This is a genomic window from Streptomyces sp. NPDC048002, from assembly GCF_040653275.1.
In the GTDB taxonomy this organism is placed as follows: domain Bacteria; phylum Actinomycetota; class Actinomycetes; order Streptomycetales; family Streptomycetaceae; genus Streptomyces.
This window is the reverse complement of record NZ_JBEZNL010000002.1, coordinates 142,528-164,955: the sequence shown is the minus strand read 5'-3', so window position 1 is coordinate 164,955 and position 22,428 is coordinate 142,528. Positions and strand designations below refer to the sequence as shown.

Genomic DNA, 22,428 nt, shown 5'->3' with positions numbered 1-22,428 from the left:
CGCCTGCGAGGATGGAAACGTGACAGTTACGTCCGGAACCCTGGTCCTCGCCGGCACTCCCATCGGGGACATCGCCGACGCCCCGCCCCGGCTCGCCGAGGAACTCGCCGGCGCCGACGTCGTCGCCGCCGAGGACACCCGGCGGCTGCGCCGGCTCACCCAGGCCCTGGGGGTCACGCCCAAGGGGCGGGTGGTGTCGTACTTCGAGGGCAACGAAGCGGCCCGCACCCCCGAACTCGTCGAGGAACTCCTCGGCGGCGCCCGGGTGCTGCTCGTCACCGACGCGGGCATGCCCTCGGTCTCCGACCCCGGGTACCGGCTGGTCGCCGCGGCCGTCGAGCGGGACGTCAAGGTCACCGCGGTGCCGGGGCCGTCGGCGGTGCTCACCGCGCTCGCGCTGTCCGGGCTGCCCGTCGACCGGTTCTGCTTCGAGGGCTTCCTGCCGCGCAAGGCGGGCGAGCGGCTGTCCCGGCTGCGCGAGGTGGCCGGGGAGCGGCGCACGCTCGTCTACTTCGAGGCCCCGCACCGGCTCGACGACACCCTCGCCGCGATGGCCGAGGTGTTCGGCGCCGAGCGGCGGGCCGCGGTGTGCCGGGAGCTGACCAAGACCTACGAGGAGGTCAAGCGGGGTCCGCTGGGCGAGCTGGCCGCGTGGGCGGCCGAGGGGGTGCGCGGGGAGATCACGGTGGTCGTGGAGGGCGCGCCGGAGAAGGGGCCCGAGGAGATCGGGCCGGAGGAGCTGGTGCGCCGGGTGCGGGTGCGCGAGGAGGCGGGCGAGCGCCGCAAGGAGGCCATCGCGGCGGTCGCGGTGGAGGCCGGGCTGCCCAAGCGGGTCGTCTTCGACGCGGTGGTGGCGGCCAAGAGCCGGTGACCGAGCCGGTCCCGAGCCGGTGACCCGGCCGGTGACCGGACGGGTCGGGCGGGCGGCTCCGTCAGGCCGGCGTGAGGAAGTCGCCATGCCGGAGTAAAGCGGTACGGGCGTTTCGGCAAGGAACGTCCAAGGCGGTCCCAACAGTGCGCAGCTCGCGTGCTTTCGCCCCGGCCGAGGAGTCCACTGGAATCGAGGGGCGCGACCCGCCCCCGCCAGCGGAACCGACAGGAGCCGGCATGAGTGAGATCGCAGGGCAGCACCGCCTCCGCACCGCGGAGACCCCCGTCGTCCACGAGTCGTATTCCTTCGCCTGCATGCGCTGCGGGCACGGCTGGGAACAGTCGTACGAGATCGAGCACCACACGGACGCCGAGGGGCGGGAGTTCGTCCTGTACGTGGCGGACGGCAGGATCGTCCCCTCCCCGCTGAGCCGTCCCACCTGCGTGAACTGCGACGGCCACGTCGTACGGATCATGCGCGCCGGACAGGTCTCCTCGGTCCGTGACGCGGCGCACCGGCCGCGCCGCACACCCCCGAAGCAGCCGGACGCCCCGGCCGCGGAGCGCCACCACTGGCATCTGTCCGACCTGCTGCACCCCTTCCAACGCAAGGCGGGCTGAACGGGCTCGGCGGCGGGGAGCGCAGGCCCCTTCGTAGGATCGGGGCATGCCTTCCTCCAGCGAGAAGAACGCGGCGCCGCCGCTCCCGGAACCGCTCCGGGTGCCCGTCGCCGACTCCCACACCCACCTCGACATGCAGTCCGGCACGGTGGAGGAAGGGCTCGCGAAGGCCGCGTCGGTCGGGGTGACCACGGTCGTGCAGGTCGGCTGCGACGTACGCGGCTCGCAGTGGGCCGCGGACACCGCGGCCGCGTTCGACGGCGTCCACGCCGCCGTCGCCCTGCACCCCAACGAGGCGCCGCGCATCGTCCACGGCGACCCCGACGGCTGGTCCCGGCAGGGCGCGCGCCGGCCGGGCGGCGAGGCCGGGCTGGACGCGGCGCTCGCCGAGATCGAGGCGCTGGCCGCGCTGGAGCACGTCAAGGCGGTCGGCGAGACCGGCCTCGACTACTTCCGCACCGGCGAGGAGGGCAAGGAGGCGCAGGAGCGCTCCTTCCGCGCCCACATCGAGATCGCCAAGCGGCACGGCAAGGCGCTGGTCATCCACGACCGCGACGCGCACGCCGACGTGCTGCGGGTGCTGAAGGAGGAGGGCGCCCCGGAGCGGACCGTCTTCCACTGCTACTCGGGCGACGCCGAGATGGCGGAGATCTGCGCGGCCGCCGGATACTTCATGTCCTTCGCCGGCAACGTCACCTTCAAGAACGCCCAGAACCTGCGGGACGCCGTCGCGGTCGCCCCGCTGGAACTGCTGCTGGTGGAGACCGACGCGCCCTTCCTGACCCCGGCGCCCTACCGCGGACGGCCCAACGCCCCGTATCTGATTCCGGTCACGGTGCGCGCGATGGCCGCGGTGCGCGGGATCGACGAGGACACGCTGGCGACGGCCCTCGGTGCGAACACGGCACGCGCCTTCGACTACTGAGGACCAATCTCCGGCCCGCGACGGTGCGTAGTCGCGTCGCTTTGGAGAGTGACGTCCGCTCCGCTAGGTTCTGGCCCGATCGGGACCCCTCTGGCCTCTGTGGCCTCTTCGGCCTCTCTGGAGCGTGGCGGCGTGAGCAGCAGATCGCAGTACGAGACGTACGAGGCGCACGAGGAGTACCGGGAGCGGCACGCGCGCGGTGCCGATCTGCACAGCGCGCAGACCCTGGCGTACGGGATGCCGGCGGCGTACGAGCGGACGTACGTGGACACCTACGTGGACACCTACGTGCCCGCCTACGAGGAGACCCCCGGGCCCGTCGAGGCCCCCGGACCCGTCGAGCCCGGCGAACCCGTCGCGCGCGCCGGAGCGGTCCGGCGGGGCGCACGCCGGCGGAAGGCGCGCCACCCGGGCGGCGCCGACGGCTCCGTGCGCCGCCTGCTGCCGCAGGCGCTGGTCGTCGCGTTCCTCGCCGGCGGCACCACCGCCTTCGTCGCCGAGGACAAGGCGGTCGAGCTGACCGTCGACGGCCACCCGCGCACCCTGCACACCTTCGCCGACGACGTGACCGAGCTGCTCGCCGAGGAGGGCGTGCGGGTCGGGGCGCACGACGTGATCTCGCCCGCCCCCGGCACCGAGCTGAGCAGCGGCGACGAGATCATGGTCGAGTACGGGCGCCCGGTGACCCTCACGCTCGACGGCCGGCGCTACGAGGCGTGGACGACGGCGCACACGGTGGAGGAGGCGCTGGCCCAGTGGGGCGTGCGCGCCGAGGGCGCGTACCTGTCCCGGGCGCGCTCCCTGCGGATCGGGCGCGCCGGGCTGGCGCTGGACGTGCGCACCGAGCGCTCCGTGACGGTCATGGCGGACGGCCGGGCCCGCACCGTGCGCACCAACGCGGCGACCGTCGGGGAGGCCGTGGAGGAGGCCGGGATCACCCTGCGCGGCCTCGACGCCACCTCCGTCCCCGCCGGAAGCTTTCCGCGCGACGGGCAGACGGTGACCGTACTGCGCATCACCGGCTCCACGGAGGTCCGCGAGGAGGAGATCCCCTTCGGGGTGCGGCGCACCGAGGACCCCTCGCTGTTCCGCGGCACCGAGGTCGTCGAGCGGGCCGGACAGGCGGGGCTGCGGCGCATCACCTACTCCCTGCGCACCGTCAACGGTGTACGGCAGAAGCCGCGGCTGCTCAGGACCGAACTGGTGCGGGAGGCGCGGACCCAGGTCGTGAAGGTGGGGACCCGGCCCATGCCGACCTCCGTGCGGGGCGCGGACGGCCTGAACTGGCAGGCGCTCGCCGCCTGCGAGTCGGGCGGGCGCCCCGACGCGGTCGACCCCTCCGGAACCTACGGCGGCCTGTACCAGTTCGACACCCGGACCTGGCGCGGCCTCGGCGGCAGCGGGCGCCCCCAGGACGCCCCCGCCGCCGAGCAGACCTTCCGGGCGAAGAAGCTGTACGTGCAGCGCGGCGCCGGTCCGTGGCCGCACTGCGGGGCGCGGCTCTAGACCGCGTCGGACACGGCCTGGACGGGCGGGGGCCCGCGCGGGCCGGGCGGGAGGCGTGGGCGGTGGCCCGTACCCTTGTCCCGTGAGCAGCAGCCCCGCCCCCGACGCCCTCCTGGGCCCCGCCGACGTCCGCGAACTCGCGGAGGTGCTCGGTGTGCGGCCCACCAAGCAGCGCGGCCAGAACTTCGTGATCGACGCGAACACCGTGCGCCGCATCGTCCGCACCGCGGACGTCCGGCCGGACGACGTGGTCGTGGAGGTCGGGCCGGGGCTCGGTTCCCTCACCCTCGCGCTGCTGGAGGCCGCCGACCGGGTCACCGCCGTCGAGATCGACGACGTCCTCGCAGGCGCCCTGCCCGCCACCGTCGCCGCCCGGATGCCCGGCCGCGCCAACCGCTTCGCGCTGGTCCACTCCGACGCGATGCTCGTCACCGAGCTGCCCGGCCCGGCCCCGACCGCACTGGTGGCGAACCTGCCGTACAACGTCGCCGTACCCGTGCTGCTGCACATGCTCGCCACCTTCCCGAGCATCGAGCGCACCCTGGTGATGGTGCAGGCGGAGGTCGCCGACCGGCTGGCCGCCGCGCCCGGTTCGAAGGTCTACGGCGTGCCCTCGGTGAAGGCGAACTGGTACGCCGAGGTCAAGCGCGCCGGAGCCATCGGCCGCAATGTCTTCTGGCCGGCGCCGAACGTCGACAGCGGGCTGGTCTCGCTGGTCCGCCGGACCGAGCCGGTGAAGACCACGGCCTCCCGCGCGGAGGTCTTCGCCGTCGTCGACGCCGCCTTCGCACAGCGGCGCAAGACGCTCAGGGCCGCGCTCGCCGGATGGGCCGGTTCCGCGCCCGCCGCCGAGGCGGCGCTCGTCGCGGCCGGGGTCTCGCCGCAGGCGCGCGGGGAGTCCCTGACCGTCGAGGAGTTCGCGCGGATCGCCGAGCACAAGTCCAGTGAGGGGGACAGCTGAGTGGCCGTCACCGTACGCGTCCCCGCCAAGGTCAACGTCCAGCTCGCGGTGGGCGCCGCCCGCCCCGACGGCTTCCACGACCTGGCCAACGTCTTCCTCGCCGTCGGCCTGTACGACGAGGTCACCGTCACCCCGTCCGCGGGCGGACCGACGGTGACCTGCGAGGGCCCCGACGCCGCCCAGGTCCCCCTCGACGGCACCAACCTCGCCGTCCGCGCCGCCGAGGCGCTCGCCGCCCGGTACGGCATCAGCCCCGACGTGCACCTGCACATCGCCAAGGACATCCCGGTCGCGGGCGGCATGGCCGGCGGCAGCGCGGACGGCGCGGCCGCCCTGCTCGCCTGCGACACGCTGTGGGGGACCAACGCCCCCCGCCGGGAACTCCTCGACATCTGCGCCGAGCTGGGCAGCGACGTGCCGTTCAGCCTGGTGGGCGGGGCCGCGCTCGGCACCGGACGGGGCGAGAAGCTGCGCGTGCTGGAGACCGGCGGGACCTTCCACTGGGTGTTCGCCATGGCCGTACGCGGACTGTCCACCCCGGCCGTGTTCCGCGAGTTCGACCGGCTGGCCGAGGGGCGGGACGTCCCCGAACCGGTCGCCTCCGAGGCGCTGCTCGGCGCGCTCGCCGAGGGCGACCCGGACGCGCTCGCCGCGGCCGTCACCAACGACCTCCAGCCCGCCGCGCTCTCCCTCTTCCCCGAACTCGCCGACACCCTCGCCGCGGGCCGCGGCGCGGGGGCGCTCGCCGCGCTGGTCTCCGGATCGGGCCCCACGACCGCGTTCCTCGCCCGGGACGCGGAGTCCGCGGCGAAGGTCGCCGAGTCCCTGCACACGTCCGGCACCTGCCGCACGGTACGGGTGGCGTCGGGGCCCGCCCCGGGCGCCACGGTCGTAGCGGGGTAAGCGGACGACGGCCCGCTGCGCCGCCGACTACCCTGGAGGGTCGATCGATCCACCTGGGCAGGAGAGAAATGGCCGTCAATCTGGTCAATGTCGAGAACGTCAGCAAGGTGTACGGCACCCGTGCCCTGCTCGACGGCGTCTCGCTCGGCGTCTCCGAGGGGGATCGGATCGGGGTCGTCGGCCGCAACGGCGACGGCAAGACCACCCTGATCCGGATGCTGGCCAGGCTGGAGGAGGCCGACACCGGGCGGGTCACCCACTCCGGCGGACTGCGCCTGGGCGTGCTCACCCAGCACGACTCCCTCGACCCGAAGGCCACCGTCCGGCACGAGGTCATCCGGGACATGGCGGACCACGAGTGGGCGGGCAACGCCAAGATCCGGGACGTGCTGACCGGCCTCTTCGGCGGCCTGGACCTGCCCGGCTTCCCGCAGGGCCTGGACACCGTCATCGAGCCGCTCTCCGGCGGTGAGCGCCGCCGGATCGCGCTCGCCAAGCTGCTCATCGAGGAACCGGACCTCATCGTCCTCGACGAGCCCACCAACCACCTCGACGTCGAGGGCATCTCCTGGCTCGCCCAGCACCTGCGCGAGCGCCGCTCGGCGCTGGTCTGCGTCACCCACGACCGCTGGTTCCTGGACCAGGTCTGCACCCGCATGTGGGACGTCCAGCGCGGCAGCGTCTTCGAGTACGAGGGCGGCTACTCCGACTACGTCTTCGCCCGCGCCGAACGGGAGCGCATCGCCGCCACCGAGGAGACCAAGCGGCAGAACCTGGTCCGCAAGGAACTGGCCTGGCTGCGCCGCGGCGCCCCCGCGCGCACCTCCAAGCCGCGCTTCCGCGTCGAGGCCGCCAATGAGCTGATCAAGGACGTGCCGCCGCCCCGGGACACCAGCGAGCTGATGAAGTTCGCCTCGTCCAGGCTCGGCAAGACCGTCTTCGACCTGGAGGACGTGACCGTCCAGGCCGGCCCCAAGGTGCTGCTCAAGCACGTCACCTGGCAGCTCGGCCCCGGCGACCGCATCGGTTTGGTCGGCGTCAACGGCGCGGGCAAGACCTCCCTGCTGCGCGCCATGGCCGAGGCGGCCCGCACCGAGGGCGAGACGCAGCCCGTCGGCGGCCGTGTCGTCGTCGGCAAGACCGTCAAGCTCGCCTACCTCTCCCAGGAGGTCGCCGAACTCGACCCCGCCCTGCGGGTGCTGGAGGCCGTGCAGCGGGTGCGCGAGCGCGTCGACCTCGGCAAGGGGCGCGAGATGACGGCCGGGCAGCTGTGCGAGACGTTCGGCTTCAACAAGGAGAAGCAGTGGACGCCGGTCGGCGACCTGTCCGGCGGTGAGCGGCGCCGGCTCCAGCTGCTGCGGCTGCTGATGGACGAGCCGAACGTGCTCTTCCTCGACGAGCCCACCAACGACCTCGACATCGAGACCCTCACCCAGCTGGAGGACCTGCTCGACGGCTGGCCCGGCTCGATGGTCGTCATCTCCCACGACCGGTTCTTCGTCGAGCGCACCACGGACCGGGTGTTCGCCCTGCTCGGCGACGCCGCCCTGCGGATGCTGCCGCGCGGCATCGACGAGTACATCGAGCGCCGCCACAGCATGGAGGATGCCGCGGCTGCCGCCGCACCCGTCGCCGCGAAGGCCGCCCCGGAGAAGAGCGCCGCCGACCAGCGCGCCGCCAAGAAGGAGCTCCAGAAGATCGAGCGGCAGCTGGACAAGGTCTCCGAGCGCGAGACCAAGCTGCACGCCCACATCGCCGAGAACGCGACAGACTTCGCGAAGGTGGCGGAACTCGACTCCGAGCTGCGCGACTTGGCGGGCCAGCGCGAGGAACTGGAGCTGCGGTGGCTGGAACTCGCGGAGGACGCGTAAGCGGCGTGAAGGGCGCGTGAAGGCGCGTAACAGCGGTATCACGGGCCGGTCGTCCCTTGGGAACAGGGGTTGACCGGCCCGCTGAACTGTCGGCCCCGAGTGATAGAAAGAGCCGTCTGAGAACCGTCTGAGAAGAATGGGTGTGGCGGGAACACAGCGCCACCGGGCGCGGCGCCACATCGGTCACAAGGGGGAAACCGCTGATGAGCCAGCCGCCCAGCCAGCCGCCGAACGGAGGCTTCGGCGCGCCGCAGGACCCGCCGCCGCAGGGAGGTTTCGGCACTCCCCAGCCGCCGCAGTCGCCGCAGCCCCCGGCCCAGCCGCCTCAGACACCCCCGCCCCCGCAGGCCCCGCCGGCCGGTACCCCGCAGCCCGGCTACGGCTACCCCCAACAGCCGGGTCCCTACGGCCAGCCCCAGCAGCCGGGCCCGTACGCGACCCCCGGCCCCTACGGAGCACCGGCCGCGCCCGGCCCGTACGGCCAGCCGCAGCAGCCGGGCCCGTACGCCACCCCCGGTTACGGGCAGCCCGGCCACGGCCAGCCCGGTCACGGCCAGCCCGGTTACGGCTACCCGCAGCAGCCGCAGTACCCCGGCGCGCCCACCCCGCCCCCCGGCTCGCGCAACCCCTTCAAGGGAAAGCCCGCCCTCGTCGTCGGTGCCGCGGTGGCGGCCCTGCTGGTCATCGGCGGCACCGTCTTCGCGGTGGCGGGCGGCGACGACGACGGCGGCAAGAAGAAGCCGGTCGCGCAGAAGAGCGACGACCCCAAGTCCTCCGACGACCCCGTGAACCCCGGTGACGGCAACGGCGACGGCGGTGACGACCCCGAGGACCTCAACAAGGGCCGCAAGGCCGGCGAGGCGAAGGTCCTCTGGTACAAGTCGGCGCCGGACGCCCCCGGTTCGGGTGCCGACGCCCCCGGCATGTGGATCACCGACAAGACCGCGGTGAAGGCGGCGTACAAGCAGGTCTTCGCCTACGGCGTCGCCGACGGCGACCCGGCCTGGGACGCGATCACCTTCCCGGAGAAGATCTGCGCCGTCACCCCGCAGAAGACGGCCGACGACAAGGTCGTCGTGGCGTACATGAGCGGCAGCAGCGACCGCGCCAAGTGCAACCAGCTCCAGGAACTCGACCTGAACACCGGAGACAAGGGCTGGACGGCCGAGGTCGCCGACGGCGAACTCTTCGACAGCACCCTCCAGATCGAGATGTCCCTCACCGGCGGCACCCTGATGGTGGGCCGCTCGCAGTCGGGCACCGCCTACGACGTCACCACCGGCAAGAAGCTGTGGGACAAGAAGAAGTACGGCGACGCCTGCTTCCCGGCCGCCTTCGCGGGCGGCGAGAAACTGGTCGCCGTCTCCTCCTGCGGCGCCGGCGGCGACAACGAGCACGACGAGGTGCAGGAACTCGACCCGAAGACCGGCAAGGTCAAGTGGACCTGGAAGCCCGACAAGGGCTGGCGGGTCGGCCGGGTCTACTCACTGAACCCGGTCGTGGTCTACAGCACCAACGAGGAGAAGAACAGCTGGAACATCTCCACGCTGGGCTCCGGCGGCACCATCGCCTCCCAGGTCGACGTGGACGAGAGCTTCTCCCCCGAGTGCGGCTGGGCCGTGCTCCAGCGCGACCTCCAGGGCTGCTCCGGCGTCGCCACCGACGGCAAGTCGCTCTACCTGCCCACCGAGGCCACCACCGGCGCCAACGAGATCGTCGCCATCAGCCTCACCACCGGCAAGGAGCAGTGGCGGGTGAAGTCCCCGGTGGAGGAGTCGATGATGCCGCTGAAGACGGAGGGCGGAAACCTCGTCGCCTACGTCAAGCCGTCCTGGGAGGCCGGCGGCCAGGTCGTGTCGATCCCGACCTCCGGCAGCGCCCACAAGCCGGTCGAGCTGCTCCAGCACCCGACGGGCACCGCCGACATCGAGGACAGCTTCTACTCCGGTACCTACGACTGGGTCGACGGCCGCTTCTACCTGTCGACCACCCGGCTGTCCGGCAACGACGACGCGAAGGAGAAGCTGATGCTCGCCTTCGGCAAGTGATCCGCTCCCGCTCCCGCTCCCGCGTCCCGTCCGTATCGAGCCGCTCCCCTTCCGAGGTACTCACATCATGACCACGCCCCCGCCCCCGCCGCCGAACCAGCCCCCGCAGGGGGGAGGGTTCGGGCCGCCGCAGGACGAACCGCCGAAGCAGTCCGCGCAGCCCCCGGCCGAGCCGCCGCCTTCTGGCGCGCCCACCCCGCCCCAGGCCCAGCCGCCCGCCTTCGGCGTGCCCGAGCCGTCCCCGCCCGCCGAGCCCCAGGCCCAGCCGCCGGGCTTCGGCGCGCCCACCCCGCCGCCCGAAGGAGGCTTCGGAGCCCCGACGCCCCCGCCGGCGGGCGGTTTCGGCGCCCCGACGCCCCCGCCGCAGGGAGGCTTCGGCGCGCCCACGCCCCCGCAGGGCTACGGCTACCCGCAGCCGCCCACGCCCCCGCAGCAGCCGGCCGGCTACGGCTACCCCCAGACGCCCCCGCAGGGGTACGGCTACCCGGGCCAGCCCCCGACCCAGCCGTACGGCCAGCCGCCCTACGGCTACCAGCCGCCGACCATGCCGATGCAGCCGCAGCCGGGTCAGCCGGGCGGCGGCAAGAAGTTCAACTCCCAGCTGGCGATCATCGTGGCCGCGGTCGTGGCCATCGCCCTGATCGTCGGCGGCGGTGTCCTGTACGCCTCCAACTCCGGTGACGACGGGGGCAAGGACGACACCGCCAGCTCCAGCGGCGGTACCGGCGGCGGTGACAAGGGCGGTGACACCGGCGGCTCCGGAGGCACCGGCGGCTCCGGCGGTGACACCGGAGGGTCCCAGTCGGCCGGCGCGGTCGAGAAGGCGCCGTCCGACCCCAACTCCCAGGTCCTCTTCCAGGTTCCGGCGCCCGAGGTGAAGAAGGACCAGACCGTCTCCACGGTCGGCTCCTGGCTCACCGACAAGGTGTACGCCAAGAGCGGGGTCGCCGAGGTCGTCGGCTACGACCCCGACAAGGGCACCGAGCTGTGGACGATCGAGCTGCCCGGCCCGGTCTGCCAGGGCAGCAACCACACCACCGAGGACAACCGGACGGCGATCACCTACCAGCCGAAGATGCCGACCAAGGCCAACCCGTCCTACGGCTGCACCCAGGTCGCGGGCATCGACCTCGACACCGGCAAGAAGCTGTGGACCAAGACGGTCGAGAGCGGCACCTCGCCGATCAGCTTCGACAACGTCACGGTCAGCGCGAGCACCGTGGCCGTCGGCAGCACCAGCGGCGGCGCCGCGTTCGACATGGCCACCGGTGACCAACTGTGGGCGCCGAAGCCGACCGACACCTGCTACGACGCCGGATACGGCGGCGGCCCGAAGCTGGTCGCGGTCCGCAAGTGCGGTTCGTACGGCGAGCGCCAGCTCAACATCCAGACCATCGACCCGAAGTCCGGGAAGGTGATCACGGAGTACAAGATGTCCGCGGGCATCGAGTACGCGAGCGTCGTCTCCACCGATCCGCTGGTCGTCGCCGCCGACGTCGGTGACGCCGCCGGTGACGGCAGCGGCATCTCGGACTTCTTCTCCATCGACAACAAGACCGGCAAGCTCCTCGCGCGCATCTCCGCGCCCGGCGAGCAGTACAACGCCTCCTGCGACGGCATCACCAAGATCGAGGAGTGCCGCCAGCTCGCCGTGGGCAACGACCGGCTCTACCTGCCCACCGAGAAGCACGACGGCAAGGCCGAGTACAGCGACACCAACGAGATCGTCTCCTTCGACCTCGCCACCGGCAAGGCGACCGGACAGCGGGCGGACGCCGGCGACAACTACGAGTTCGTCCCGCTGCGCATGGACGGACCCAACCTGATCGCCTACAAGCGCGGCCCCTACGACAAGGGCGGCCAGGTCGTCTCCCTCGACGGCGGCTCCTTCAAGGAGACCAAGCTGATGGAGAACCCGTCCACGGACAAGGTGATGAGCGTGGAGCGCAGCATGCTCCCCGACTACGCCGAGATCCTCTTCAGCCAGGGCCGGCTGTTCATGTCGGACGTCTTCGCCAGCGAGATCGGCAGCACCGGCGACGAGGAGTACCTGGTGATCGGCTTCGGTACCGAGTAACCACTCGAACGCCTGTCGCCACGGCCCCTCCCCTGCTCAGGGGAGGGGCCGTGCACGTACCGCCCATCACCCTCGAATGCGAGGAATTTCGGCGATCCGGGGCACTTCTCTCCAGTAGGGGCAGCGCAACGTCGAACAAGCGTGTAGCTTCCGGGGGCATCCAGGGGGTGACTCCGTGGGTGCGAGGGGATTCGTTGGGGGGACTGGGGGGTTGCTCGTGGGAGTGCGGCTGATGGTGGTCGACGACCACCGACTGCTCGCCGAGGCGTTGGCCTCGGCGCTGAAACTGAGGGGGCACCGGGTACTGGCCGCGGCGGCACCGGCCGCGGGGGCGGCCGAACTGGTCATCACACGGGCACCGGAGGTGTGCCTGCTGGGGACGGCGACACCGGCCGAGCCGGGCATGTTCGACCCGGTGGTACGGATCAAGCGGGAACGTCCGCAGGTCGCGGTGCTGGTGCTGGGACCGGTACCCAGCCCGCGGGGGATCGCGGCGGCCTTCGCGGCGGGGGCCTCGGGCTACGTCCGGCACGACGAGCGGATCGAGGGCGTGGAGCGGGCGATCATGAAGGCGCGGGCGGGCGAGGCGGCGGTGGCGCCGCAACTGCTCCAGGGCGCCTTCAGCGAGCTGCTCAACCCGGCGGCCCAGCCGGACGACGAGGGCCAGCGGCTGCTCCAGATGCTGACGCCCCGGGAGGTGGAGGTCCTGGTCCGGGTCGCCGACGGCGAGGACACCCGGCTCATCGCGGCCGGCATGGGCATCGCCCCCTCCACGGCCCGCACCCACGTCCAACGGGTCCTGATGAAGCTCGGCGTGGGCTCCCGCCTGGAGGCGGCGGCCCTGGCGGCCCGCACGGGCCTCCTGGACCGCGCGGGCCCCCGGCCGACGGAGACCTGACACCACCGACTCAGGGGGCCGGAGCTCCAATACCTGGCCCGCGGTCCCCGACCGGCCGAACCGTGATCATCCCGGGTGCCCGCACGCGCCCTCACCTCTTCCTCAGGGAAGCCTCATGGTTTCGCCAAGTGGGGGGACCTCGGCGAGGCCGAGGATGGTGGGGCGCTCGTGCGGTGACGGGGAAGCACGACAGCTTCGCCGCACGAGCGCGACGGCCGTACGAGGGGATACCGCGGCCGGAGACGGTCCGACGGCCGCGGCGGTGGGCGCCCCGACGTACGGGGGAGGTCCGCCGCACGGCTCTGACAGGGGGAGACGAAAAGGTGATCACTTCATGGCACGGCGGCCCGGCGAAGGGGCGCGGTAGGGGACGGAAGGCGTACGTCCACGCCTCGTACCGGGGTCTCTCGGGGGGTGCCGTATGAGCGTGTTCGATCTGCCGCGGCTGCACTTCCAGGGCGTGGCGACGGTCCATCCCGCGACCGGGGGCCGGCGGGGCGGACTCGTCGGCCTGGCCTCGGCCGGCGGACGCTCCTTATCGGGGCGCCATCCCGCCGACCCGGTGTCCGCAGAGGCGGGGCGGGAGCGTCCGGGCGAGCAGGGACGGGGGCCGGCACAGGGACCGGCACAGGGGCCGGGACAGGGGCCGGGACAGGGGCACCTCACCGTTGACGCGGAGATCGTCGGCGTCGAGTGCCGGCCCGGTGTCGTCGACACCGTCGACCCCGTGGTCGGGCGCGCCGTCGACCTCTGGGGGCACCGGGACGACGATCCCGCCACCGGGTCCGGCGGCCGGGCCCGTGTCCTCGACGTCGATCCGGCCTCCGACTGGACGACCGCGCTGAAGGTCGGCCGGTTCTGCTTCGGCCGGGACGGGCGCACCCAGGGCGCCGGGCACATGGCCATCGGAGCCGTCCACGGCTGCCACCCCCCGCGGTGGCACAACTCCGTCGCCGGGGACGACGGGACGGTCCGCCGGTCGGTCGTCCACCAGTTCGTCGTCACCGGCGGCGAGGATCTGGACTGGCTCGACGACGCGGCCGTCTCCCCGGCCGTGCGGCGCCTGCGGCACAGGGCGTCCGACGCCGGATTCGGCGGCCTCGTGGTGCAGTTCGCCCTCACCCGCGAGACGGCCGCCCACGATCCCGGCCGGCCGGACCGGTGGCGGCTGCGCGGGACGATCGCGCCGTGGCGCCACCACGAGCCGCGCACCTACCCGGCGGGCCGTCTGCTCGTCCCGGAACGGCGTCCGTACGGCCGGCTGCCCGGCCGGCTGCCTGGTCGGCCGCACAACCTGTGCGTCGAGGCGACGGACGCGCACGTCACCCTCAACATGGTCACAGCCCTGCCGGTCCCGGCCGACCTGGGGGACCTGGAGCTGCGCACCGCGGACAGCGCGCAACTGGTGGCCCGGATTCCCCGGAAGGCGTACCTGGAGGGGGCGGACGCCCTGGCCGGCGGGCTGGTGACGGTCCCCGCCGAACTGTCCGCCGCCGCGACCGCCGCGGAGGCGCTGCTCCTGACGGGCACCGGGCCGGACGGACCCGTGGTGCTCCTGCGGGAGAAGGAGATCAACGTCCAGGTCGACGACGCGTGCCTGCTCCTTGCCCGCCCCGACAGCCCGCACGACGCGGACCAGGACGTGGAGGTCCTCATGCGTTCCTACGTGCGGGGCCGGCCGCGTCCCGTCGGTGAGATCGTCGTCCGGCAGTTCTTCAACCCGCGCGCCCTGCCCGGCGATCCGGTCGCGGCCTGCCCGCGCGCCTGGTCCTCCGACGTCGACGTCGTGCGACTGCGCCCGGGGCGCCGGGACAGCGGGGCCGGCGCGTGGGCGAGCAGCTGCGTGCTGGACACGGACCGGACGGGCCGGGGCTGGTTCACCCTGCGGGGCGTGACCGCCGGAGCGGCGCGGGTGCTGCTGTCCACCGAGGACGAGGACATGCCGTGCGCCGTCGACCGTGACGGCTCCGCCGCGCGGGCCTACGACCACGACGACGCGCTCGGCTACTGGCCGGGCGCCGGGTACCTCTCGGCCCGGGTGCTGCCCCCTCCCGGTCCCGGGAGCGGTCGGCCCGGTCCCGGTGGGGGTCGGTAGGTGCGGTCGCGGTCGCGGCCGTCATCGTCATCGTGATCGCGGTCGTGATCGCGGTCGGGCTCGGAACCCGGAGACCCCGGTTCCGTGGTCCCGGCCGCTCCCCCTGCCCCCGTCCCGCCGGGGCGGGGGCAGGGGCGGCGGGTCAGTCCCCCGTGCCGGTCCGCTCGTCCTCCGGCGGCGTCGCCGGGGTGGGCGGCGGGGTCGGGCGGAGCTTCAGCCAGGCCAGGAAGAAGATGCCGAGGAGCAGCATTCCGAGCCCGGTCCAGAGGTTGATGTTGACGCCCGCCGCCTTGTCGAGGTCGGCGTCCGAGGGGTTGATCCCGGCGATGGTGACGATCACGCCGTAGAGGACGAACAGGCCGCCGATGATGCGGCGCAGGTCGAAGATGCTCGCCGCGGTTGCGGACTTGCCCTGCAGCTCGGTGACTTCCCGCTGGACGTCCTCCTCGGAGTATCCGCGGTGCCCGGGGACGGGGTCGGGGTGGCCGTTGTGTTCAGACATGGCTTCTCGATTCTCCCGCGATCAGAAAGAGAACGGGATGTAGCAGGCGGCGGCCAGGATGATCGCTCCCCAGCCCAGCAGGGCGGGCTTGCGGTACCAGGCGTCGTCGCCCTCGGCGGGCGCCTCGGACATGCCGGGGGAGCGGGTGCCGTAGACCAGGCCCTGGAGCTGCTCGATCGGCTTGGGCTTCGTGAACAGGGAGACGACGAACATGACCACCGCGCCGGCCACGAAGCCGACGATCGCCGAGACGAAGTTGGCGCCCTGGTCGGTGGGGATGTCGATGATGCCCTGCTTGTAGATCCAGAAGTAGTTGAGCATCGCGGCGACGGTGCCCGCGAGCAGACCCCAGAAGCCGGAGACGACGGACGCCCGCTTCCAGAACATGCCGACGATGAAGACCACGAACATCGGCACGTTGAAGAAGGAGAACAGCGTCTGGAGGTAACTCATGATGTTGGAGAAGGAGGAGGCCAGGAAGGCCGTTCCGACCGAGGCGACGACACCGATCACGGTGATCAGCCGGCCGAAGCGGACGTAGTAGGAGTCCTCGCGGCCCTGGACGACGTACCGCGCCCAGATGTCGTTGGTGAACACGGTGTTGAAGGACGAGACGTTCGCCGCCATGCCCGCCATGAACGCCGCCAGCAGACCGGTGACCGCGATGCCGAGCACGCCGTTGGGCAGCAACTGCTCCATGAGGTACGGGATGGCGTCGTTGTACTGGTAGCCCGACTCCTCCGTGCCGAAGCCCGGGATCAGGGCCGCGGCCGTCAGACCGGGGATCATCACCAGGAAGACGATGAAGATCTTCGGGTAGGCCGCGATCAGCGGGGTGCGCTGGGCCGCCGAGAGGTTCTTCGCCGACAGGGCGCGCTGGACCTCGGCGAAGTTGGTGGTCCAGTAGCCGAAGGACAGCACGAAGCCCAGACCCAGCACGATCGTCAGCCAGTTGGCGCCCAGCGGGTTGTCGCTGCCGATGCCGGTGCCGCCCCAGGCGGTGGTGAAGTCGGCGCCCTGGGACTTGTTGAGGGTGTCCGTCAGACCGTCCCAGCCGCCGACCTTCTTCAGGCCGAGCACCACGATGGGGATGAGGGCCGCGAGGATCACGAAGAACTGGAGCACCTCGTTGTAGATCGCGGAGGAGAGGCCGCCGAGGGTGATGTAGGCCAGCACGAAGGCGCCGGCGACCACGATCGCCACCCATTGCGGCCAGCCCAGCAGCGCCTCGACGACGATCGCGAGGGCGTAGAGGTTCACTCCGGAGATCAGGATGGCGGCGAAGGCGAACAGCGCCGAACTCAACAGATGCGCCCACTTGTCGAAGCGCAGCAGCAGCATCTCGGGGACCGAGCGGACCTTGCTGGAGTAGTAGAACGGCATCATCACCAGGCCCAGGAAGACCATCGCCGGGATGGCGCCGATCCAGTACCAGTGCACGGTGTAGACGCCGTACTGCGCGCTGTTGGCGGCCATGCCGAGGATCTCGGTGGCGGCCAGGTTGGCGGAGATGAACGCGAGGCCGGTGATCCAGGCGGGCAGGGAGCGTCCGGAGAGGAAGAAGTCGAGGCTCGTCTTCACCGAGCGGCGGGCCGCGAAGCCGATGCCCAGGACGACGACGAAGTAGATGCCGAGGATCGTGTAGTCGAGCCAGTTGGTGGGGAGCCGTAGCTCGGCGGCGAGATATGTGGGGGTTTGCATGCGTACTCGCTTCGTTGCGCGAACGGATCTTTAGCAGAGCGAGTGCCTCCGCCTTAACGCATTGAACACGTCGGGTGATGGTCTTTGTTTGATTGTGATGTTGACGCTTGGGGTGAGTCGTGTTTATATATGTTGATTTCTGTTTGATGGTTGTGTGGCTCGACTAGGGAGTCCGGCGTGAAGAAGACCTCGACCCGGCTGGCCGACGGTCGCGAGCTGATCTACTACGACCTGCGCGACGACAGCGTGCGGGCCGCGGTGGACCGGCGCCCGTTGGACCGCACCGTCACCACCTCCGAGGTCCGGCGGGACCCGCTGCTCGGCGACTCGGTCGCCATCGCCTCGCACCGCCAGGGGCGGACCTACCACCCGCCGGCCGACGAGTGCCCGCTGTGCCCCTCGCAGGGCGACCGGCTGAGCGAGATCCCGGACTCGTCCTACGACGTCGTGGTCTTCGAGAACCGCTTCCCCTCGCTGGCCGGCGACTCCGGCCGCTGTGAGGTGGTCTGTTTCACCTCCGACCACAACGCCTCCTTCGCCGACCTCGACGACGAACAGGCCCGGCTGGTCCTGGACGCGTGGACCGACCGGACCGCCGAGCTGTCCCATCTGCCCTCCGTCGAGCAGGTGTTCTGCTTCGAGAACCGCGGCGCCGAGATCGGTGTCACCCTCGGCCACCCGCACGGCCAGATCTACGCGTACCCCTTCGCCACCCCTCGCACCGCCCTGATGCTGCGCCAGGTGGCCCAGCACAAGGAGGCGACCGGCGGAGGCAACCTCTTCGACGCCGTCCTGGAGCGTGAACTGGCCGGTGAGCGGGTCGTCCTCGCGAGTGAACACTGGGTCGCCTTCGTGCCCTACGCGGCGCACTGGCCGTACGAGGTCCACCTGTACCCGCGCCGCCGGGTGCCGGACCTGCTGGGTCTCGACGAGGCGGCACGCTCAGAGTTCCCCCAGGTTTATCTGGAACTCTTGAGGCGTTTCGACCGGATCTTCGCCGAGCCGGACGGAGGGGAGAGCGCCGTGCAGGAGTCCCCGACGCCCTACATCGCCGCCTGGCACCAGGCGCCGTTCGGGGCGCTGGAGGAGTTCGACGGCGTCGTCCGCGACGACTTCGCGCTCCACCTGGAGCTCTTCACCATCCGCAGAACCCCCGGCAAGCTGAAGTTTCTCGCGGGTTCCGAGTCCGGCATGAGCGTGTTCATCAACGACGTGCCGCCGGAGCGCGCGGCAGAGCGACTGCGAGAGGTAGCGAGTTCATGAAGTACCTGGTGACGGGCGGGGCGGGATACGTCGGCAGCGTGGTCGCCCAGCATCTGCTGGAGGCGGGCCACGAGGTCACCGTGCTCGACAACCTCTCCACCGGCTTCCGCGAGGGCGTCCCCGCGGGCGCCGCCTTCGTCGAGGGCGACATCCGCGACGCCGCCAAGTGGCTGGACTCCTCCTACGGGGCCGTGCTGCACTTCGCCGCCTCCTCGCAGGTCGGCGAGTCGGTGGTGAAGCCCGAGAAGTACTGGGACAACAACGTCGGCGGCACCATGGCCCTGCTCGGCGCCATGCGCGAGGCGGGCGTGCGCCGGCTCGTCTTCTCCTCCACCGCGGCGACCTACGGCGAGCCCGAGCAGGTCCCGATCGTGGAGTCCGCGCCGACGCGGCCGACCAACCCCTACGGCGCCTCGAAGCTGGCCGTCGACCACATGATCACCGGGGAGGCGGCCGCGCACGGTCTGGCCGCGGTGTCTCTGCGCTACTTCAACGTGGCCGGTGCCTACGGCGAGTTCGGCGAGCGCCACGACCCCGAGTCGCACCTGATCCCGCTGGTCCTCCAGGTGGCGCAGGGCCGCCGGGAGGCGATCTCGGTCTTCGGCGACGACTACCCGACGCCGGACGGCACCTGTGTCCGCGACTACATCCACGTCGCCGACCTCGCGGAGGCCCACCTGCTGGCCGTGCGGGCGGCCTCCCCGGGCGAGCACCTGATCTGCAACCTCGGCAACGGCAACGGCTTCTCCGTGCGCCAGGTCGTCGAGACGGTGCGCCGGGTCACCGGGCACCCGATCCCCGAGGTGGTGGCCCCGCGCCGGGGCGGCGACCCGGCGGTCCTGGTGGCCTCCGCCGACGCGGCCCGCGAGAAGCTGGGCTGGCGCCCCTCGCGTGCCGACCTGGACGGAATCGTCGCGGACGCCTGGGAGTTCGCGCAGCGGCACGGCGAGTAGGTCTTCCCAGCCGGGTCCCCAGCGGGGTCCCCAGCGGTCACTTCAGTGGTCACTTCGGCGGTCGTGTCAGCGGTCACTTCAGTACGAAAGGTCAGGGGTCAGGGATGAGCGAGGCTGTGGCCGAGCGGTTCAGGGAGCTGTACGGGACCGAGCCGGAAGGGGTGTGGGCGGCACCGGGCCGGGTCAACCTCATCGGCGAGCACACCGACTACAACGACGGCTTCGTCATGCCCTTCGCGCTGCCGCACACCGCGCTGGCCGCGGTCGCCCGGCGCGACGACGGCGTACTGCGGCTGCACTCCGCGGACGTCGAGGGCGGCGTGGTCGAACTGCGCGTGGACGACCTGGTCCCGGAGACCGACCGCGGCTGGACGGCGTACCCGGCGGGCGTGGTGTGGGCGCTGCGCGAGGCCGGGCACCAGGTGACCGGCGCCGACATCCACCTGACCTCCACGGTTCCCTCCGGGGCCGGCCTGTCGTCCTCGGCGGCCCTGGAGGTCGTGGTCGCCCTCGCCCTCGACGACCTGTACGAGCTGGGCCTGAAGCGCTGGCAGCTGGCCCGGCTGTGCCAGCGCGCGGAGAACGTCTACGTCGGCGCGCCGGTCGGCATCATGGACCAGACCGCCTCTGCCTGCTGCGAGGAGGGCCACGCCCTCTTCCTGGACACCCGGGACCTGTCGCAGCAGCAGATCCCCTTCGACCTGGCCGCCGAGGGCATGCGGCTGCTGGTCGTCGACACCCAGGTCAAGCACTCGCACAGCGAGGGCGAGTACGGCAAGCGCCGCGCGGGCTGCGAGAAGGGCGCCGCCCTGCTCGGCGTCGACGCGCTGCGGGACATCCCCTACGACGGACTGGAGGCGGCGCTGGAACGCCTCGCCGATGAGGAGGAGGTGCTGCGCCTGGTCCGCCACGTCGTCACCGAGGACGAGCGGGTGGAGCGGATGGTCGGCCTGCTGCGGGCGGGCGAGACCCGGGCGATCGGCCCGGTGCTGGTGGCCGGACACGCCTCCCTGCGGGACGACTTCCGGGTCTCCTGCCCCGAACTCGACCTGGTGGTGGACAGCTCGGTGGCGGCCGGCGCCCTCGGCGCCCGGATGACCGGCGGCGGCTTCGGCGGCTCGGCGATCGTGCTGGTCGAGGCGGCCGACGTGGACACCGTCACCAAGGCCGTCGAGGAGGCCTTCGCGGCGGCCGGATTCACCGCCCCGCGGGTCTTCGAGGCGGTCCCCTCGGCGGGCGCCCGCCGGATCAGGTAAGACGCTTGGTCAGGGTGAACTCCGTGATCCCCGGCGGGTAGTCGGGGATCACGCACACCACCTCGTACCCCTGGCGCCGGTAGAAGTCCGGTGCCTGGAAGTCCCAGGTCTCCAGCCGGGCGCTGACACAGCCCCGTTCCTCGCGGGCCGTCCGCTCCGCCTCCGCGAGCAGGCGCGAACCCAGTCCGGCGCCGCGATGCCGCCCGTCGACCCAGAGGAACGCCACGTGCAGCCAGGTCGTCCAGGTGTGACCGACCAGCCCGCCGGCCAGCTCCCCGGACTCGTCCAGCATCCACACATGCAGCGGGGACTCGCGTTCGTCCGGGGTTCCGCGCAGTGCGGCGAGCACCGGCGAGGCCGCGGTGTTGGTGTCCCGCAACCGGGCGCGGAGCAGGTCGCGCCGCTCCTTGTCGACTTCTGTCTCCATTCGGAACATGCGGCTCACGATAAACGCGTCGACGGGTCAGTTCTGCGAATTGCCTTCCGCTCCCGGTCCTCGCCCGTACTCTGATGAGCAGCGCCGGTGGGGGCCGGTGCTGATCAGGGGGCGAGACAGCCGGGTACGGCGCCCGTGGTGGGGGTACCAATTTCCGCATGGCGGCGGCCGTGCGGCTGCAACCACCCGTGGGCGCCGTGCCCGTGCGGGTCGTCGCACTCCGGACCTTGGGGTATCCCCTGCTCTTCAGGAGCATTGGGGAAGGGGGTTTCAGTGGTTCGTATCCGAGTCCTGGTCGTCGACGACCACCGTATCTTCGCCGAGTCGCTCGCCGCCGCGCTGGCGGCCGAGCCCGACGTCGACGTCTCCGCCGCGGGCAGCGGCCCGGCGGCACTGCGCAGCCTGGAGCGCGCGGCCGCCGAGGGGCGCCGCTACGACGTGCTGCTCGTCGACGCCGATCTGGGCGGCGGGGTGGCGGGCATACGGCCCGCGGTGCCCGTCCAGGAGGTGGGGGAGGACGGGCTGGTCGACGGCATATCCCTGGTCGCGGGGGTACGGTCCGCGCAGCCCGGGGTGCGGATCGTGGTGCTCGCCGAGAAGGACGATCCGCGGCGGGCGGCGCTGGCGCTCCAGGCCGGGGCGTCCGGCTGGGTCGCCAAGGACTGTTCGCTGTCCCGGCTGCTGACCGTCATCCGCGGGGTGCTGCGGGAGGAGACGCACCTTCCGCCGGCCCTGCTCACCGGGGTCCTGCGGGAGTTGACCGCCGCGCGCAAGCACCGCACCGAGAGCGAGCGGCTGGTGGAGTCGCTGACCCCGCGCGAGCGCGAGGTGCTGCGGTGCATGGTGGCGGGTCTGGGGCGCAAGGCGGTCGCCGAGCGGCTGTTCCTCTCGCCGCACACCGTCCGTACCCATATGCAGAACGTGCTGGGCAAGTTGGGCGTCCACAGCACGCTGGCCGCCGTCGCGCTGGCCCGGCGCGCGGGCGTCGGACCGGTCGACCTAGCCGGGGATGTTGTCGAACGGGGCGGTCAACTGGCGTAGCAGCCCGGCCAGTTCGCCGCGCTGGATGCGGGACAGCTCGCCGAGGATGGCGCGCTCCTGCTCCAGCAGTCCGGCCAGGGCCTGGTCCGCGCGGTCCCGGCCCTCGTCGGTCAGCCGGACCAGCACGCCGCGCCGGTCGCTGGGGTCGGGAAGCCGCTCCACCAGGCCCTTCTTGGTCAGCCGGTCGATGCGGTTGGTCATGGTGCCGGAGGTGACCAGGGTCTGCGTCAGCAGCTGTCCGGGGGAGAGCTGGTACGGGGAGCCCGCGCGCCGCAGCGCGGTGAGCACGTCGAACTCCCAGGGCTCCAGGCTGTGCTCGGAGAAGGCCAGTCGGCGCGCGCGGTCCAGGTGCCGCGCCAGCCTGCTGACCCGGCTGAGCACTTCCAGTGGTTCCACGTCGAGGTCCGGGCGCTCCCGGCGCCACGCAGCGACCAGCCGATCGACCTCGTCCTCCATGACGATCAGTGTAGTGGTTGTGTCGACGTGAAGTCTCTTGATATC

The 22,428-nt window shown here is 72.2% G+C and carries 19 protein-coding genes; 15 read left to right on the top strand and 4 right to left on the bottom strand.

The features are described 5' to 3' along the window. Positions 1-19: 19 nt before the first annotated feature. The 11 genes from rsmI (at position 20) to AB0E07_RS03690 (ending at position 14,775) form a co-directional block, all read left to right on the top strand. A complete protein-coding gene (rsmI, locus tag AB0E07_RS03740; protein ID WP_362246035.1) occupies positions 20-871 on the top strand; it encodes a 16S rRNA (cytidine(1402)-2'-O)-methyltransferase in 852 nt (283 codons plus the stop codon). A 236-nt stretch (positions 872-1,107) separates the two neighbouring features. Beyond that, the gene (locus tag AB0E07_RS03735) at positions 1,108-1,491 is read left to right on the top strand and encodes a hypothetical protein (RefSeq protein ID WP_362246033.1); all 384 of its coding nucleotides are present in this window, start codon (positions 1,108-1,110) and stop codon (positions 1,489-1,491) included. Positions 1,492-1,537: 46 nt separating this feature from the next. Next, positions 1,538-2,416 (top strand): TatD family hydrolase, encoded by an 879-nt coding sequence (locus AB0E07_RS03730; RefSeq protein WP_362246031.1) that lies wholly within the window; start codon positions 1,538-1,540, stop codon positions 2,414-2,416. Positions 2,417-2,548: 132 nt separating this feature from the next. After that, complete coding sequence (locus tag AB0E07_RS03725) at positions 2,549-3,922, top strand: ubiquitin-like domain-containing protein (RefSeq protein WP_362246029.1); 1,374 nt, start codon at positions 2,549-2,551, stop codon at positions 3,920-3,922. An 82-nt stretch (positions 3,923-4,004) separates the two neighbouring features. After that, positions 4,005-4,883, top strand: a complete 879-nt coding sequence (rsmA, locus tag AB0E07_RS03720; RefSeq protein ID WP_362246027.1) for a 16S rRNA (adenine(1518)-N(6)/adenine(1519)-N(6))-dimethyltransferase RsmA — start codon at positions 4,005-4,007, stop codon at positions 4,881-4,883. Continuing rightward, positions 4,884-5,786: a 4-(cytidine 5'-diphospho)-2-C-methyl-D-erythritol kinase gene (locus AB0E07_RS03715; protein WP_362246025.1), complete on the top strand. Its 903-nt coding sequence runs from the start codon at positions 4,884-4,886 to the stop codon at positions 5,784-5,786. 68 nt (positions 5,787-5,854) lie between these two features. Next, the gene (locus tag AB0E07_RS03710; protein ID WP_362246023.1) at positions 5,855-7,657 is read left to right on the top strand and encodes an ABC-F family ATP-binding cassette domain-containing protein; all 1,803 of its coding nucleotides are present in this window, start codon (positions 5,855-5,857) and stop codon (positions 7,655-7,657) included. A gap of 203 nt (positions 7,658-7,860) precedes the next feature. Beyond that, positions 7,861-9,705: a PQQ-binding-like beta-propeller repeat protein gene (locus AB0E07_RS03705; RefSeq protein WP_362246021.1), complete on the top strand. Its 1,845-nt coding sequence runs from the start codon at positions 7,861-7,863 to the stop codon at positions 9,703-9,705. Positions 9,706-9,772: 67 nt separating this feature from the next. Continuing rightward, positions 9,773-11,782, top strand: coding sequence for a PQQ-binding-like beta-propeller repeat protein (locus tag AB0E07_RS03700; RefSeq protein ID WP_362246019.1), 2,010 nt, complete (start codon positions 9,773-9,775; stop codon positions 11,780-11,782). A 232-nt stretch (positions 11,783-12,014) separates the two neighbouring features. After that, positions 12,015-12,680 carry a LuxR C-terminal-related transcriptional regulator gene (locus tag AB0E07_RS03695; protein ID WP_362246017.1) on the top strand — a complete coding sequence of 222 codons (666 nt, stop codon included), beginning with the start codon at positions 12,015-12,017 and terminating at the stop codon, positions 12,678-12,680. Between the two features lie 421 nt (positions 12,681-13,101). Continuing rightward, the gene (locus AB0E07_RS03690; RefSeq protein WP_362246015.1) at positions 13,102-14,775 is read left to right on the top strand and encodes a hypothetical protein; all 1,674 of its coding nucleotides are present in this window, start codon (positions 13,102-13,104) and stop codon (positions 14,773-14,775) included. A 142-nt stretch (positions 14,776-14,917) separates the two neighbouring features. Here AB0E07_RS03690 and AB0E07_RS03685 read toward each other — a convergent pair whose 3' ends face one another. Next, positions 14,918-15,277 (bottom strand): hypothetical protein, encoded by a 360-nt coding sequence (locus tag AB0E07_RS03685; RefSeq protein WP_362246013.1) that lies wholly within the window; start codon positions 15,275-15,277, stop codon positions 14,918-14,920. A gap of 21 nt (positions 15,278-15,298) precedes the next feature. Next, the gene (locus AB0E07_RS03680; protein ID WP_362246011.1) at positions 15,299-16,978 is read right to left on the bottom strand and encodes a sodium:solute symporter family protein; all 1,680 of its coding nucleotides are present in this window, start codon (positions 16,976-16,978) and stop codon (positions 15,299-15,301) included. A gap of 177 nt (positions 16,979-17,155) precedes the next feature. Between AB0E07_RS03680 and galT the strand changes: the two genes are divergently transcribed. From galT to galK, 3 genes are all read left to right on the top strand, one after another. After that, positions 17,156-18,241 carry a galactose-1-phosphate uridylyltransferase gene (gene galT, locus AB0E07_RS03675; RefSeq protein WP_362246009.1) on the top strand — a complete coding sequence of 362 codons (1,086 nt, stop codon included), beginning with the start codon at positions 17,156-17,158 and terminating at the stop codon, positions 18,239-18,241. Continuing rightward, the gene (gene galE, locus AB0E07_RS03670) at positions 18,238-19,194 is read left to right on the top strand and encodes a UDP-glucose 4-epimerase GalE (protein ID WP_362246007.1); all 957 of its coding nucleotides are present in this window, start codon (positions 18,238-18,240) and stop codon (positions 19,192-19,194) included. Before galT ends, galE begins: the two co-directional genes overlap by 4 nt. 104 nt (positions 19,195-19,298) lie before the next feature. Beyond that, complete coding sequence (gene galK, locus AB0E07_RS03665) at positions 19,299-20,450, top strand: galactokinase (protein WP_362246005.1); 1,152 nt, start codon at positions 19,299-19,301, stop codon at positions 20,448-20,450. On the opposite strand, the gene AB0E07_RS03660 is transcribed toward galK, so the two are convergent. Then, entirely contained in the window at positions 20,443-20,898 is a 456-nt protein-coding gene (locus AB0E07_RS03660; protein ID WP_362246808.1) for an N-acetyltransferase, read from the bottom strand. The genes galK and AB0E07_RS03660 overlap by 8 nt on opposite strands. Positions 20,899-21,159: 261 nt before the next feature. Between AB0E07_RS03660 and AB0E07_RS03655 the strand changes: the two genes are divergently transcribed. Beyond that, the gene (locus AB0E07_RS03655; protein WP_362246003.1) at positions 21,160-21,927 is read left to right on the top strand and encodes a response regulator transcription factor; all 768 of its coding nucleotides are present in this window, start codon (positions 21,160-21,162) and stop codon (positions 21,925-21,927) included. Here the strand turns inward: AB0E07_RS03655 and tamR are convergent. Continuing rightward, positions 21,886-22,383, bottom strand: a complete 498-nt coding sequence (gene tamR, locus AB0E07_RS03650) for a MarR family transcriptional regulator TamR (RefSeq protein WP_362246001.1) — start codon at positions 22,381-22,383, stop codon at positions 21,886-21,888. The genes AB0E07_RS03655 and tamR overlap by 42 nt on opposite strands. Positions 22,384-22,428 lie beyond the last annotated feature (45 nt).